Below are 15,618 nucleotides of genomic sequence, written 5' to 3' on the forward strand. Positions count from 1 at the left end.
TTCTTTGCGATTGGTACACACTAGTATAGTGGGCAAACCGGCAAAAGTGTAGTCTGTAAATCCATCGTAAATCGCAGTATAATTAAAGTAGAGAGAAGATCAGACGGCGGTGGAAGGTGTCCATCGCTTTTTTTTGTGCGTTAGCGTTGGGGGGGCCGAAAGCAAGCCTGTCCGCTATTTTATATAAAGGGGGATTACATGTCCTGGAGTAAACTAAAGCAACAACTGGAGGGCTTTCTCAGTCCTGCGTTACATGGAAGGGTAGAATACCGCGCACCGGGTTACCGTTATCTGCCTGATAAATCAGGGATTTGTTATATCTCGGTAGATAAAAAGAACATACTCAACATGAGTGATAAAACGAACCCTATCAGATGGTATCAGACCGAGCTCCAAATCAAGAATGATCCAGACATTCAAATTCTCATCACCAATGACGACATTGAAGCAGTCAGAGCAGGTACCAAGGGGCCGGTGCCGGAGGATCGGCTTATCGTAATGGCTAGAAGCCACAAAAGCACAGAGCATGCCAAAGATCTTATGTCAGCCCAGGCTGCATTAAGCAAATCGAATTTTAACGCCCAAGCTAACAAGTTTCTGACTACACCTATAGAGGAAAGCCTAGAGAGCGATGATATTTTGATGAATGTTCTGGCTTTGGTGGACAAACGAGTGGGGAAAAAACGGATTTTGAGCATGGCTCAGAAGATGGAGCTGAAGCATCCGGTTGTGCGGTATTTTTATGAACTGCGGCGGGGGACGTTGTGAGGTAAACTATTTCTAGCAGATTTCATAACAAATGAGGGCTTATGTGATGCCGAAAAAAGATAATATGCTGGCCATCCTATGGATGCTGAACTCCGGCGTGAAAATAACTGCGAAGCAGATCGCTGAGAAGCTCGAAATTAATATACGGACAGTGTACCGGTATATCGATGCACTATGTGCCAGTGGAGTGCCTATCATCTCCGATTCTGGTCATAACGGCGGGTATAGCTTGCTCAGTAATATGATCAGAGCACCTCTACTATTTGATATGGAAGAAAAGAAAGCGCTCCTTCATGCTGCTCTTTTTGCCAAAGAGGCCGGATCCCCTATGAGTGAGGCATTGGACAATGCGGTATCAAAATTAAAAATGTATTCGAATCAGGAGCAGGAAAATATCCTTAGCCGCCATTTAGCCGGCTTTGAGGTCATAAACCGTATGGGGCCTTCTTCTATCCAGCCGGTGCTTGAGGAATTGGAACAAGCCGTAGCCAATGAATACTCTGTAGAAATGGAGTACCGCACAAGCCGTGAAGAACATCCCAAAAGCAGGGTAATTGACCCGTATGGAATGGTCTACTGGAATAACAGATGGTACACAGTTGCATTTTGCCACTTGAGAAATGAGATTCGCAGCTTTCGGGCAGACCGGATTCTGACAATCAAGCGTACGCCGCTGACGTTTAAGCGTTCCGAAGCTTTTTCGGCCCGTGAATGCTTCCTGCAGAATCTGCTGCCTGATGTAGCAGGTGAGCAAGGAATAATTTCTTTAAGGATAGAAGGCACGGCGGATGCTTTGGACGACCTGTGTATGCACTGGTTTCTGGGGCATCATCTGAAAGAGCGGACAGCTGGTCAGGCCATCTTTTTACTTGAGAAGGAGTCCATTCACAGGTATGTCCCTAATTTTCTTCTACCCTATGGGAAATCGATTCGCGTAATAGAGCCGCAGAGTTTAAAAGAAAGGCTCGTTGCTACTACGTCGGAGTTAATGAAATATTATCAGCTTTAACAGCTTCACTGACAGCGGATGTCAGTGGAGCTGTTTTATTATGGTGGTAATCACTGAAGGAGGAGTTATCAATGAATAATACGGTATATCTGTATGTCTTTGACACAATGGCAGACTGGGAAATAGGTTACTTAACAGCCGAACTGAACACGGGAAGATATTATAAAAAAGGGCTGGCCCCATCAAAAATAGTTACCGTGGGAATTGATAAAACACCTGTAACTACAATGGGTGGACTAACAATACTGCCTGACATCAAACTGGATGAGTGCAGCATTGAAAGCACAGATACATTGATTTTACCCGGTGGAGAGACATGGACAGAAACCATTCATGAGCCCATTTTAACAATCGTAGAGAGGTGCTTACAGGAAGGTACATTGGTTGCAGCGATTTGTGGTGCTACAATGGGACTTGCCCAGGCAGGATTGCTGAATTCACGTCCGCATACAAGCAATGATCTGGAATACCTTAAAATGATCTGTCCCGCTTATACAGGCGAAACGTATTTCAAAATGGAGTCTGCTGTAACTGATGGAACACTGATCACAGCATCTGGAATAGCTCCGCTAGAATTTTCTGTTCAAGTCTTGAAAGCTATGGGGGTGTTTTCTTCACAAACATTAGATGCCTGGTATAGTCTTAATAAGAGTCATGAACCTAAATATTTCTATGAGTTGATGAATTCCATCCAATGAAGGGTTAAATGATATCGCCAAATGATAAAAAGGCGCAGAACTTAAATCTGCGCCGTACAATAATTGCGTGACCTCTAATTTTCGAAGAACTGACTTTTATCTGTTCCGGCAATGGTTAAATTTATCGCTGCAGAGTTTGCGACAATTTTGAATTGTGTCTCATTTACTTTTATTGCTGTCGCAGACACTGAAGCTAGTTGATAATTTAGATCATTAACCAAGTCTTCCATATCGTAATATTCCCATTCTAACAAAATAGTTGCTGTGTTTGTGCCATCATTAACTGTAAACGTACGGTTCTTGGTATGATCTTCGTCTGTGCCGGTGTAATAGTTACTATCAAAGAAAAATGACCAGTCATTCCCACCTAATGTAACAGAAGCATCTGATCCAGTCTTAAAAGTGGATATAAAGAATGTGTCATTAAATCCCATTCCAGCCAATGTCCGTTTCCCTAAGTCTATTCCATGTGCATTACAGTAGTCTTGGATAAAACTATCTATCGCTGAGCCTACTACCTGTCCTGAAGTAAATCCATTCAACGGAATATTCCAGGTTAGGTCAACGGGTATTGTAATGGTTCCATCACTAATAGTGAAATGTTTCGGATTACTTTGGAAATCTGTTGAGGTTATCTTTTTGCTTTCTTTCCTAGCTTGAGTAGCATAGGTGACTGAGAAGTCGAAATTTGTTATAGCTTTACTTGTAATAGTCTGTGGTTCATTATTCTCGGCTTGAACATGGATGGTAATTTCTTTTGTATCAGAAATGGTTGCTGAGGTAATTGTCGCTATGAGCACTACGTCAGTATCAGCTGTTAACGCTGCACGAGTAATATTCCCCGTCGAAATATCTACAATTGAAGATTGCATAGAATCTTTTAATGCCCAGGTAACAGCGGCGCCATCTTGAATGCTTGGCAATGTGACTTGGTCATCGGTTCCATTGTATATTACCTTTAAATTTCCTTTGGCTGTTGCTACTAATTCCAGCCCAATAATCGCTGCCTCTGCATCCGTTAATCTGGAAATATCCCCTACCAGCGTCTTCTGTGGTGGTGTTAAGTGATTAAAATCCATACGTGCCTTAACTACAGCGGTTTTGTTGGCCAGGGTAATTTCTGCTTTTGCAGGCAAGGCGGCAATTTGGCTTTTCACCTGGTTGGCTGCTGCAAGGTCTAGTGCCGCTTGAGTTTCCAGCGCAACAATAGCTGCCTCTGCATCTGTTAATCTGGAAATATCCCCTACCAGAGTTTTCTGGGCTGCTGTTAACGCATCAAAATCAGTACGTGCTTTAACTACAGCAGTTTTATGGGCCAGGGTGATTTCTGCTTTTGCAGGCAGGGCAGCAATTTGGTCTTTTACCTGGTTGGCTGCTTCAAGGTCTAGTGCCGCTTGAGTTTCCAGCGCAACAATAGCTGCCTCTGCATCTGTTAATCTGGAAATATCTCCTACCAGAGTTTTCTGGGCTGGAGTTAAAGCATCAAAATCAGTACGTGCTTTCACTACAGCTGTTTTGTTATCCAGGGTGATTTCTGCTTTTGCAGGCAAGGCGGCGATTTGGCTTTTCACCTGGTTGGCTGCTTCAAGGTCTAGTGCCGCTTGAGTTTCCAGCGCAACAATAGCCGACTCTGCATCTGTCAGTCTGGAAATATCCCCTACCAGAATTTTCTGGGCGGGTGTTAAAGCGTCAAAATCAGTGCGTGCTTTAACTACAGCGGTTTTGTTGGCCAGGGTGATTTCTGCTTTTGCAGGTAAGGCAGCAATTAGGTCTTTCACCTGGTTGGCTGCTTCAAGGTCTAGTGCCGCTTGAGTTTCCAGCGCAAGAATAGCCGACTCTGCATCCGTTAATCTGGATATATCTCCTACCAGAATTTTCTGAGCTGGTGTTAAAGCATCAAAATCCGTACGTGCTTTCACTACAGCTGTTTTGTTGTCCAGGGTGATATCTGCTTTTGCAGGCAAGGCGGCAATTTGGCCTTTCACCTGGTTGGCTGTTGCAAGGTCTAGTGACGCTTGAGTCTCCAGCGCAACAATAGCTGCTTCTGCATCCGTTAATCTGGAGATATCTCCTACCAGAATTTTCTGGGCGGGTGTTAAAGCCTCAAAATCAGTACGTGCTTTCACTACAGCAGTTTTGTTGGTCAGGGTGATTTCTGCTTTAGCAGGCAAGGCAGTAATTAGGCCTTTCACCTGGTTGGCTGCTTCAAGGTCTAGTGCGGCTTGAGTTTCCAGCGCAACAATAGCCGACTCTGCATCTGTCAGTCTGGAAATATCCCCTACCAGGGTTTTCTGGGCGGGTGTTAAAGCCTCAAAATCAGTACGTGCTTTAACGACAGCTGTTTTGTTGGCCAGGGTGATTTCTGCTTTTGCAGGCAAGGCGGCAATTTGGCTTTTCACCTGGTTGGCTGCTGCAAGGTCTAGTGCCGCTTGAGTTTCCAGCGCAACAATAGCTGCCTCTGCATCCGTCAGTCTGGAAATATCTCCTACCAGGGTTTTCTGGGCGGGTGTTAAAGCATCAAAATCAGTACGTGCTTTAACTACAGCTGTTTTGCTGGCCAGGGTTATTTCTGCTTTTGCTGGCAAGGCAGCAATTTGGCCTTTCACCTGGTTGGCTGCTGCAAGGTCTAGTGCCGCTTGAGTTTCCAGCGCAACAATAGCTGCCTCTGCATCCGTTAATCTGGAAATATCTCCTACCAGAGTTTTCTGGGCGGGTGTTAAAGCATCAAAATCAGTACGTGCTTTCACTACAGCTGTTTTGTTAGCCAGGGTGATTTCTGCTTTTGCAGGCAAGGCAGCAATTTGGCCTTTCACCTGGTTGGCTGCTTCAAGGTCTAGTGCCGCTTGAGTTTCCAACGCAACAATCGCTGCCTCTGCATCCGTTAATCTGGAAATGTCTCCTACCAGGGTTTTCTGGGCTGGTGTTAAAGCATCAAAATCAGTACGTGCTTTAACTACAGCTGTTTTGTTGGCCAGGGTGATTTCTGCTTTTGCAGGCAAGGCAGCAATTTGGCCTTTTACCTGGTTGGCTGCTGCTTGATCTATTGTATTTTGAGGAACTTCTGTGGGTTGTGTAGGTGTATATGTAGGTGTAGATGTAGATGTAGGTGAAGATGTAGGTGTTGGTGTTGGTGTTGGTGTAGGTGTAGGTGTTGGTGTTGGTGTTGGTGTTGGTGATACAGGTGGCGTGGGCTTTTGTTCATCAATCTTAGTCTTTTCTGTTAAAAACTTAGAAGCGACAATAGCTACATCCTGACGGCTTGCTATATTAACCGGGTTGAAGGTGCCATCGGGGTTTCCCTGCATGAGTCCTAATTCAACGGCAGCTCCAACGGCATCCTTAGCCCAACTGGCAATGGAATCAGCATCAGAAAATTTCAAATCATTTCCTTTTCCGGCACTATCAATACCTAGAGCGTTCACAAAAATCACAGCCATTTGTTCACGGCTGAGGCTTTGATTGATACCAAATATTCTATTTCCCATACCTTTAAACAGGCCTGCTTTAACAGCAGCTTCTACAGCTGAAAAGGCATAACTGCTTGCCGGGACGTCTGTGAAGGAAGGTGACTTTGGAGGATTACTTAGATCCAGATTGAGAGTCTTTGCCAGTATGATAGCAAAATCTTGTCGTTGGATATTGCCTGTCGGATTGAATTTACCGTTACCTGTACCATTGATAATTCCTTTTTCGACTAGCTCAAGAATGGCATCTTTGGCATAGCTGTTTGAGATATCGGTCAATGATTCCGCTGCATGTGCTTGTGGTACTAGGGTGCTGAGTACAGCAACCGTAGATAGGAGGGATAATGATTTTGATTTTAAATTTTTCTTCATAAATTTCTCCTTAAATTTTAAGTAATTAATCAGATGGATGTCTATCTCTATCGCTTTTTGCCCTAGCATCACTCCTGCGACAATTAGTGAACTTAATCGCTTGTTTTATCTCCGCTCGTAACATGTATATTCTACTATATTTTGAAAAGAAATAGTCAACTGATATGATCTTTGTTATAGACAACACCACCTTTTTTGTATACACGAAGTGATGCCTTGTAAACTGTTGACAATCCACAACTGTTTACGACAGGGGAATGGAAGCTAATCAATAAATTATTCTATGATTACAGGTGGAGATACGGAGATATAAATGGTTGGATGAGGACTCAGCAAAGGCGGGGTCTTTTTTTGTATTGGGGTAAGGCGCAAGCTGTCCGCTATAGCTGAACAGTGTTTCCCGCCGTAGAGGAACTATAGGAATTTTATGGATTTACATTGAGTATTGGGCTATCATTATTTTGTGCAGAGCACGTGTTAGAGATTGAAATTTGAATCAACATGACGGGGGTACAAATGAACGAATTAATTGAAAAAATTATTCAATTCCGGGACGAAAGAGATTGGAAGCAATTCCATGATCCTAAAGATCTGGCTCTCTCTATCTCGTTAGAGTCTAGCGAATTGCTGGAGCTCTTCCAATGGAAGAACAGCCAGCAAGCTATAGAGCAACATTATTCAGACATGCAGGACGAAATCGCCGATATTCTCATCTACACGCTAACACTCGCTCATGATTTGAAGATCGACGTAAAGGATGCCATCCTTCAGAAAATAAACAAAAATGCAGAGAAATATCCGATATCCAGCTCCAAGGGAAGTTCGCAAAAAAGTACGCGGCAGTAACGAATAGGGGAGAACACCATGATTATTTATGAATCGACCAAGCAGCAATTTATGAATGATGTGACCGAGGACACCATTGCGGTAAAGATTCATAATCAGTACGTGCAAAAAGTCGGCAGAGTTTCCATGGGTGAGATTAATGCATGGAACAATTCCATGAACTACCTTTATAAAGTATTGAACACATCGACCATTCCGGATGACGTAGGAATCGCAATCGAGTATAAAATTCCAGCGACCTCGAGAAGAGTCGACTTCATGATTACAGGCTTGAATGAGGAGGATGAATACTCCGTTGTCATTATTGAGCTAAAGCAATGGACAAGTGTTGAAACGGTTGAAGATGCGGATGGCCTTGTCAAAACCCATTTTAATCGGACAAAGACTAAAACGCAGCATCCTTCTTATCAGGCATGGTCTTATGCCAAATTGATTAGCGAATATAACGAGACCGTACAGAACGAAGAGGTCCAACTTTATCCTTGTGCTTACCTACATAACTATATACAGACCGATAACGACCCTCTACTGCACCCAGTCTATGATCAATATATTGAGGAAGCTCCGATCTTCTCCAAGGGAGATGCTCTAAAGCTAAGAGGATTTATTTCGACCTTCATTAAAAAAACTGATAGAAGCAAATCACTTTACCTCATTGAGCATGGCAAAATCAAGCCCTCTAAATCGCTTCAGGACTCACTCGTCAGCATGCTACAGGGAAATCAGGAATTCATCATGATTGATGATCAGAAGGTCGTATATGAGGAAGCGTTAAGATTGGCGAAGCAAGCCCAGTCAGGAAAGAAACAGGTTTTGATTGTTGAAGGGGGTCCAGGGACCGGTAAGTCGGTCCTCGGAATTAATCTTTTGGTAGAACTTACTGCGCGAGAACTAGTCTGCCAATATGTAACCAAGAATAGCGCACCTCGTGCCGTGTACATGAAGAAGCTGCAGCAAAACCTGAAGAAATCGTTCATTGATAACTTGTTTAAGGGATCAGGCGTTTACTATGAAGCATTGCCCAATGAATTCGATTGCTTGATTGTTGACGAGGCGCATCGCTTAAATGAAAAGTCGGGTCTGTTCAAGAATAAAGGGATTAATCAAACCATGGAGATTATCCGCGCTGCCCGGTTTTCTGTATTTTTTATCGATGAATATCAGAAGATCGCGATGCACGATGTTGGCAGCAAAGAGCAGATTAGACGGTATGCGAAGCAAATGGATGCTGATATTACCGAGTTAACATTGGCTTCTCAATTCAGGTGCAATGGATCAGATGGATATTTGGCATGGCTCGATGATGTACTCGATATCCGTGAAACGGCCAACGCGGATGGTTTCGATTTCGACTATGAAATTCGGCTCTATGATGACCCGAAAGAATTACGGGACGAAATCTTCAGCAAGAATCAGATCAATAACAAGGCCCGAATGCTTGCCGGATACTGCTGGGATTGGAAGAGTGATGGAAAGAACAATCCTGGCGTCCATGACATTCAATTAGATCGCTATCAATTTTTCATGAGCTGGAACCTTAGCAATACGACGACCTGGGCGATCGACCCTGAATCCATCGAACAAGTGGGCTGCATACATACCTCACAGGGACTTGAATTTGACTATGTCGGAGTTATCATTGGCGAAGATATGCGTTTTGAAAATAACCGTATCGTCACCGATCCGTTCAAACGTGCGAAAACGGATAAGTCTCTTTCTGGCTTCAAGACCTTGTATAAGAAAGATAAGGACGAGGCGCTCCGAATGGCCGATCAAATTATCCGAAACACCTACAGGACGTTAATGACCCGGGGAACGAAGGGATGCTATATCTACTGTGTCGATCCTCATTTAAAGGCGTACTTGCAAAGGCGATTGGCTGTACAAGGTTCGGCGGTGATTTCGGGGTAGGACTAATTGATATCAGTGATCTGAATAAAATGAGGATCGGATGAATGCGGGGAAACTTGACTCCAGCAAGCTGATTCTCTTTTTTATGTGATAAGAACATAATTAATGAGGATTATAGATCGTCCTCATTGGGTAGTAAGTTAGGCCATTCTTACTAAAGAAATGTTATAATCGCAGGATTTTATATTATTGTCTAGTTCAATCGATGTTGGTAAACTTAAAATAAGGAGGTAAGAACATGCATGAAAGCGAGTGGCTTCCAGATATCCTGGTAAAGAGTGATTTAGTACATATTTGTAAGGTTTTAAATCTGTCAATAGATGGATTTCGAATAAGTAGTCTTGCTAGTAGACCGGTCGAACAGATCCGAAGTCTTGTAAGATCTGCACTTCGAAGTGGTATTGGGAAGAAAGGGCGGATGAAAAAAGACCCCAATATAATTCCGATTGATATTTTTTTTGAAGAGCTGTCTGCTGACGCTAGGAAAGAACGCAATGAGTTAGCGACAGATGACTTTGATATGTTTATGATAGCTCTCTTGTCTGATGATAAGTTGCGGCCCTATCAAAAATTGTCATTATTATATGATCAGTTTCATGAAACGTATATAACTTATTATGATGTGTTAGTAAAAAATGCCCGAAGTAAAACCGATCTCTTATTAGGTGTTTATGCAGCTGACGAGAAGAAACTGCTTAATTTGTTGAATAACCAGGCCCCATTGCCTACATTAGAGCAATATGAAGCTTACGTGATACAAGCTGGACTTAAGAGCAAATACGATTCAATAATAGAGGCTTTAAAGGAGAAGAACGATACGACTTTAAAAATCTTGTTTGTAAATAAACTACAAGGTGAGGAGAAGTTTTTAGGACAGTTGGCTTTGCTTCCGACATATCCAGATCTGGCTTATAGTGTCTACGCCTATTATATGCAGGTCTATCTCGTTGTTCAACAAGAAACAGTGGCGACGTCAGAAAAGGTCGAAGAGCTTAAGATGCTACTTTATGAGGAAGAGAAGAGGAACGCAGATACTCAGGATAGGGTTAGCTTCATTGAGCAGATGGTACGAGAAATTGAAAAGGATAAGGCTAATGCGCATTTAACTATTGAAAATTTGAAAAGGCTTTTAAATAAGGCAGAAGAGAATACTGCAGAAAACCTTATAACAATACAAAGTTTAAGTTATAAAGTCACCAAACTTACCCATCAGGTCTTTGAGTTAGCGGAGTATCAAGAATTTTGGGAAACCTTTTTACCACGAACTAGTCAAGCGAGAATAATTACGGAATATCCAGATTTAAGACTGCAACGATTATTTAAAGGCATGATTTTTTCGAAATCCTACTTGCTGCAACAAATTAAACAACCAGATGAAATGAAGAATAAAATATGGTTTGTGGATCGTAATCATTTTACAAATACAAAAGAATGGATGGAGTTAAGGCGATTTTTTACTAATCATGAGATTTCTTACGAAGAATTCACCGATGATATTGGACTCATTTTAGGATACGCAACATTATACAAAGACAGTGAGACGGAGGAGTAAGGGATGATTAATCCGAAGGTAATGCGAGAATTAAGCAGTTGTTACATTCTTGCGAGGTTAGCAGATGATAGTGAACCTCAATATATACCCGGTCTAGGCATTGAGCGAAAGAGTGTAACACGCAGCCAACGTAATGAAAATGATATAGTGTTTTACTTACAATCGTTAAACGAGGAACCAAGGCCTATTAAAGATATAATTGGTAAACATCAAAAAGAGTGTTATGTCTCTTTTGATGATCGGAATGGACGTTACTTACAAACTATTAAATATTATGAACAGCAGGATAAAGTTTCATTTCTAAGAGAACATCTGGAAGGGAAGCTAATTCTTATAAAGCCAAAACTTAACCACCGCCATGATAATCCAAATCATCCCTTTCACTATAATTTTGATATTGTTATGGTTTCTGAAGATAAGCAGGAATCAAATTATTATCTCCCGATCCCACAAGTGAAAAAAGGAGTACCTGCGGTTCGTTTTGAGAAAGCTTTGTTAGAAGGAGCTCCAATTACTCTTCCCGATTATCCTAGTCTTTTGGAGACACCGGAGTTTATCTTATGTGATGGATACTTGTATCATATATCAGATCCTGATAGTTTAAAGGGCAGCGAAGTCAATGTGACAACTTATTATGCCCTACAGCCAAAAGGTATTAAAAAACTTGCTTTGACTGATTTGGAAGATTTTTGGGGAAAATTGAGATGTGCATACAGGGAACTGGGCTTTATAACGGATAATTACTCTATTGAATTGAGAGACTTATTTGAAAAACGAGGTGTATCGTTGTTCCAGCAGGAACAGATTAAAAAAGAAGATAAAAAGCAAAAAGCCTCATTTGAAATGCCTATTAACTTAACTGAAATGGAGTTTATCACACGATTAAAACAATTAGCGCAAGATGCCGAGTTAGTCTATCCCGAAGAAGATCTTATTAATTTCCATACCTCGTTAAAGACAGGTGGAATAGCTGTAATTGGCGGAATGAGCGGCACAGGGAAAACTCGGCTTGCGCTATTATATGCTGATGCATTGAAGCTGAAAAAAGATGAAAATCTTCTATATGTTCCCATCTCTCCATCATATACTGAACCGGCAGATATTTTGGGTTATCTAAATCCTCAACTAGGACTATTTATGGAAAGTGAAACTGGACTGACATCCTTTCTGGAGCGAGCTAGTCAGTATCCAGACGAGCTTTTCATGGTTTTATTCGATGAAATGAACTTAGGACAAGTTGAACATTATTTTGCACCCTTTATTTCGCTATTGGAGTTACCAAAGGATCAGCGGGAATTGCGTGTCTACAGCCAAGGATCTATTTGCTACAATAAATCTTTTGCTAAAGGATGTATTCCTGTTCGTGATAATGTTCTGTTTGTGGGAACCGCTAACTTCGATGAAACTACCAAGGACTTTTCTAACCGCATGCTAGATCGTACGAATGTAATTTTTTTAGAAAAGCTGACTTTTGGGGAAGCATCAGTTCCCAAGGAAGAAAACGTTGAAGCCACTAATATGTCAGGGGGAGTTAATCGTAAAATCTATAATCAGGAATGGATCAAAGTAAATGTTGCCATGGAGGAACACGAGATCTTATTATTGGATCGTTTACATGATCTTATGAGAGAATACGATTCGCAATTAGGAGTAAGTTTTCGTATATATAAAGGCATTGAGAAATATTTAGCCAATACACCCACTGATGCAGACGGTAATGCATTGATTACTCGACATACTGCGTTTGATTATCAAGTAAAGCAGCGGATTCTGACTAAAATCCGGGGTCATCGAGAACAAATACAGGATTTAATCGGCTATTGTGACGCTGAAAATCGTTATCACATGGGTTATATTGGTCGTCTTTTAATGGAAGAGGGAGAAGGGGAAGATAAGTTTAAATTCTCCCTTGCCTTTTTAAAGCAGAAAGCTAAGGAGCTGACAAGGAACGGCTATGCAATATAATGCCACCGACCTACCTTTTGTTTTGGAGTTTTTTACAAATTCTACTTCAAGACATACTCAGCAAGCTCAGTATTTTTGGAGTTCTCAACATACACCCGCTTCAGTATCTTATTTTATATCTGTAAAAGAAAACATCCCGTTGGGCATTCGGTTGTATGCCAAAAATGAAGAACTACCAAAAGATACCAAGGTAATAATAGAATCAAGCACATATGATGAGTTCGGTAAACAAAAAAGATTAACTGTTGCTGAAACAACTAGAGATCATAACGAATATTTATTCATGCCTCATACGGGAGATGAATTTCCTTGGCGTTTAGGCGTATACTTTTTAGAGGTACACGTTGGTCAAGAAGTGTATAGTGCTGGTCTTATGGTTTCTCCGATTCACTTGTCACAAGAACAGGTGCAGCATATGCATCACTTGCTAGAGCAAGAGATTGATGGCATGATTTACGATCTGATATTCACACAAACTTCCACTAGTCAAGAACACGAAATATTAAAAATGAAGTCCTACTATGATTATGTATTGCGGCTAATTAACGATAAGGATTTCTTGTCTTCCAGTTTGATGCAGATAGAGAGAAATCTGCTTTCAACTATTGAAACAATCTACAAAGCAGAGGCATTTCAAGGTAAGCAAGATCAAAAAAGTTTGCGGATGAATCAGGTAAAAGGTAATACAACAAATTTCAACAAGCGTAAACGTTTAATCATAGATTTGCCTGCCAATCGTTGGATAAAGCATGTGTTGCTTACTTGGAAAAGCGAACTATTGAATGTTAGTGGCGCTATAGAAGTGGACTTGACACAGGCTTTAACTACTATGGCTAAAAAGGAAGAGGATAAACGAGCCAGCGAAATGCACAAACAGCGATATTTTAATGCACGTGATATTTCTTATGAAGCGCGTAGTGCGATGAGCAGGCGAATATATCGATTAGCTGATGAAATTTCCAGGACACAGCGAGAGGTAGGGGTGCTATCTAGGTGGCATGATGTTGTCCAACATATGATTGGTCGCATAATTTATATCTTAGCTTCTACAGATTTGAAAAATATACAAGATGGACAACAAAAGCCACAGTTAAAGGAGAAACATTACCGCGATATCAGCCAATGGGTTGAAGAGGGGCGCAGAGTGTTACTTGGGCAAGAATCGGCCAAGCATATTGTACGCGTGCTTAAACCAACTTGGAAAGTGTATGAACAGTTTGTGTACTTTCAAGTTGTAGAACTTGTTAAAAGGATGGGATTTCAGGTCTCCTTACAAGTTCCTTTGGATCAATTAAGAGATCTTCGTTCTGGTACCTGTTTGACACTGGAAAATGATAAATATATTATTCATGCTTGGTATGACAGAGTTGTGGATCTTAGAGAGGATGCCTTACGCACTAAGGATCAATTTTTCTCTCGACAAATAATCCAACCGGACATCCGCCTTGATCTTTATAGAAAAAGCGATGTACCTATACTATTGTCTTGCGTAGCTATGGATGCCAAGCATCGTAAATATAGATCACTTTATAATGAAGCTTACACAAATGAGGTTTTTACACAGCTCTCAAAATATTTAAATATTTTTTTTGCTGGTCAAAACACAACTCCTAGAAACAAACGGAGTACCGTAGTTCATCGAGTTATCTGTTTATATAGTAAGGATGATGATGCAAATGTATTTCAAGATGAGCAACCACTTATATATATTCAATTGTTCCCCGATATTGAAAATGGCAACATAATTGGTTCGGAAGAGTTATATCGAGAACTTAGTGCTTGGTTTGAAGAGTCGGTGGGTGAAGAAATAAATATTGTCAACTAACTTTATCTTTTACTACCGTATGTCAGTATGAAAATAGAAGTACCTAAGCAAACCATTAGCCGAGTGAGTCGAGTTAGTAGCTCCTCGGGCTTTTGGTGTTGTCTTTATAAAAACAAATATTAAGGAGCAATATAATATTCCTATATATATGTTGATTTAAAATACTTCCAGCGTCGTACTTACTCAAAGTCATTCATACACTTAGTTTCCCCCAACAACTCCCCAACAGAAACCTCCAGCGCCTTCGCTATAGCAACCACCTCATAATCCTGCACAAGCCTATACTGACCTTCTAAACGAGACAAACTAGTCGGGCTAATATCTAACCCGAAGGTTTGCAACCTGGCAAGGAAATCCTTTTGCTTCATTCGCTTAGCTTTTCGAATAGCTACAACACGGGTCCCGATGATGTTTTTGTCACCTGGGGGTTCTTTGCGATGCTTCATTTCCGGGTCACCTCACAATTTAACCAAATTGTATGCGAGGTAACTGTTGTTTTAATGCGAATATCGAATTAAAATAAAATAAACCGATAACCGCATTAAAATTTCTGTACATCGTCTACAGATATAGCTTTTCCAGGAGGGAGGGGTTGTAATGCAGCATTTGAGTCAGAAATATGAGGAGGAAAAGCGCAAGCTGAATGACCTTGGACAAAGATCGCTTGAGGAGGGAGTTCCGCTCAGCGGGAATGAAGCGGTTCAGTCTCAGAGTCGTAAGGTAGATGAACTTATTATTCAGATGTATCAAGAAAAGGACAGGCAATCAGAGGTTTGTCGTTTAAACTTCTTTGATGGAGGAGATGTGGTGAGCTTTCCGGCATGGTTTGTACAAACGATGCAAGGCAGATTAAATGAAGTGACCGCACAGATCGAATACCAATCCGAGCCCAGACTTGTTTTTGAAGAAGAGAATAAGGCATTTCAGGCTCTCTTTGACTCCATGGACATTGCACGTATGCCTGAATTTGAAGCCTGGGAGGATAAGCTTCAACTGAAGCTCTCCGTTTTATATGAACGTCTTTATCTCCAAGGATTAAAGGATGGTATGCAGCTTGCCAATGCCTTTACTGCCCCTTCTGTTCTCTCGGATTAGACGGCGAATTCTAAGCATACACATACTTTATATTTGGACTGTCCAGGCGACAGTCTTTTTCTTATGTATATGATTGGAAGGGATACATTCCTATATTGTCGAATAACCATACA

Annotated in this window: 11 protein-coding genes; 9 read left to right on the forward strand and 2 right to left on the reverse strand. The window is 41.3% G+C overall.

Features of this window, described 5'->3' with window-relative positions:
* The first annotated feature begins 198 nt into the window (after positions 1 to 198).
* The 3 genes from QU597_RS03330 to QU597_RS03340 all read left to right on the forward strand — a co-directional run bounded on the left by QU597_RS03330 (position 199) and on the right by QU597_RS03340 (position 2,475).
* The gene (locus QU597_RS03330) at positions 199 to 768 is read left to right on the forward strand and encodes an SF0329 family protein (RefSeq protein ID WP_310831359.1); all 570 of its coding nucleotides are present in this window, start codon (positions 199 to 201) and stop codon (positions 766 to 768) included.
* A 46-nt stretch (positions 769 to 814) separates the two neighbouring features.
* Entirely contained in the window at positions 815 to 1,777 is a 963-nt protein-coding gene (locus tag QU597_RS03335) for a helix-turn-helix transcriptional regulator (RefSeq protein WP_310831360.1), read from the forward strand.
* 71 nt (positions 1,778 to 1,848) lie between these two features.
* Positions 1,849 to 2,475 (forward strand): type 1 glutamine amidotransferase family protein, encoded by a 627-nt coding sequence (locus tag QU597_RS03340; RefSeq protein WP_310831361.1) that lies wholly within the window; start codon positions 1,849 to 1,851, stop codon positions 2,473 to 2,475.
* Between the two features lie 74 nt (positions 2,476 to 2,549).
* Here the strand turns inward: QU597_RS03340 and QU597_RS03345 are convergent, their stop codons facing one another.
* The gene (locus QU597_RS03345; protein WP_310831362.1) at positions 2,550 to 6,380 is read right to left on the reverse strand and encodes an S-layer homology domain-containing protein; all 3,831 of its coding nucleotides are present in this window, start codon (positions 6,378 to 6,380) and stop codon (positions 2,550 to 2,552) included.
* Between the two features lie 447 nt (positions 6,381 to 6,827).
* Here QU597_RS03345 and QU597_RS03350 point away from each other — a divergent pair, with 447 nt between their 5' ends.
* From QU597_RS03350 to QU597_RS03370, 5 genes are all read left to right on the forward strand, one after another.
* A complete protein-coding gene (locus QU597_RS03350) occupies positions 6,828 to 7,157 on the forward strand; it encodes a MazG-like family protein (RefSeq protein ID WP_310831363.1) in 330 nt (109 codons plus the stop codon).
* An 18-nt stretch (positions 7,158 to 7,175) separates the two neighbouring features.
* Positions 7,176 to 9,068 carry a DNA/RNA helicase domain-containing protein gene (locus QU597_RS03355; protein WP_310831364.1) on the forward strand — a complete coding sequence of 631 codons (1,893 nt, stop codon included), beginning with the start codon at positions 7,176 to 7,178 and terminating at the stop codon, positions 9,066 to 9,068.
* A gap of 238 nt (positions 9,069 to 9,306) precedes the next feature.
* Positions 9,307 to 10,620 carry a hypothetical protein gene (locus QU597_RS03360; RefSeq protein ID WP_310831365.1) on the forward strand — a complete coding sequence of 438 codons (1,314 nt, stop codon included), beginning with the start codon at positions 9,307 to 9,309 and terminating at the stop codon, positions 10,618 to 10,620.
* Positions 10,621 to 10,623: 3 nt separating this feature from the next.
* Complete coding sequence (locus QU597_RS03365) at positions 10,624 to 12,585, forward strand: McrB family protein (RefSeq protein WP_310831366.1); 1,962 nt, start codon at positions 10,624 to 10,626, stop codon at positions 12,583 to 12,585.
* Entirely contained in the window at positions 12,575 to 14,410 is a 1,836-nt protein-coding gene (locus QU597_RS03370; protein ID WP_310831367.1) for a hypothetical protein, read from the forward strand. The genes QU597_RS03365 and QU597_RS03370 overlap by 11 nt, the downstream gene beginning before the upstream one ends.
* 179 nt (positions 14,411 to 14,589) lie before the next feature.
* Here QU597_RS03370 and QU597_RS03375 read toward each other — a convergent pair whose 3' ends face one another.
* Positions 14,590 to 14,856 carry a helix-turn-helix domain-containing protein gene (locus tag QU597_RS03375; protein ID WP_310831368.1) on the reverse strand — a complete coding sequence of 89 codons (267 nt, stop codon included), beginning with the start codon at positions 14,854 to 14,856 and terminating at the stop codon, positions 14,590 to 14,592.
* Between the two features lie 151 nt (positions 14,857 to 15,007).
* On the opposite strand from QU597_RS03375, the gene QU597_RS03380 reads away from it, so the two are divergent.
* Complete coding sequence (locus tag QU597_RS03380; RefSeq protein WP_310831369.1) at positions 15,008 to 15,505, forward strand: hypothetical protein; 498 nt, start codon at positions 15,008 to 15,010, stop codon at positions 15,503 to 15,505.
* Positions 15,506 to 15,618 lie beyond the last annotated feature (113 nt).

The sequence above is a fragment of the Paenibacillus pedocola genome, from assembly GCF_031599675.1.
GTDB classification, from domain to species: Bacteria; Bacillota; Bacilli; order Paenibacillales; family Paenibacillaceae; genus Paenibacillus_AQ; species Paenibacillus_AQ pedocola.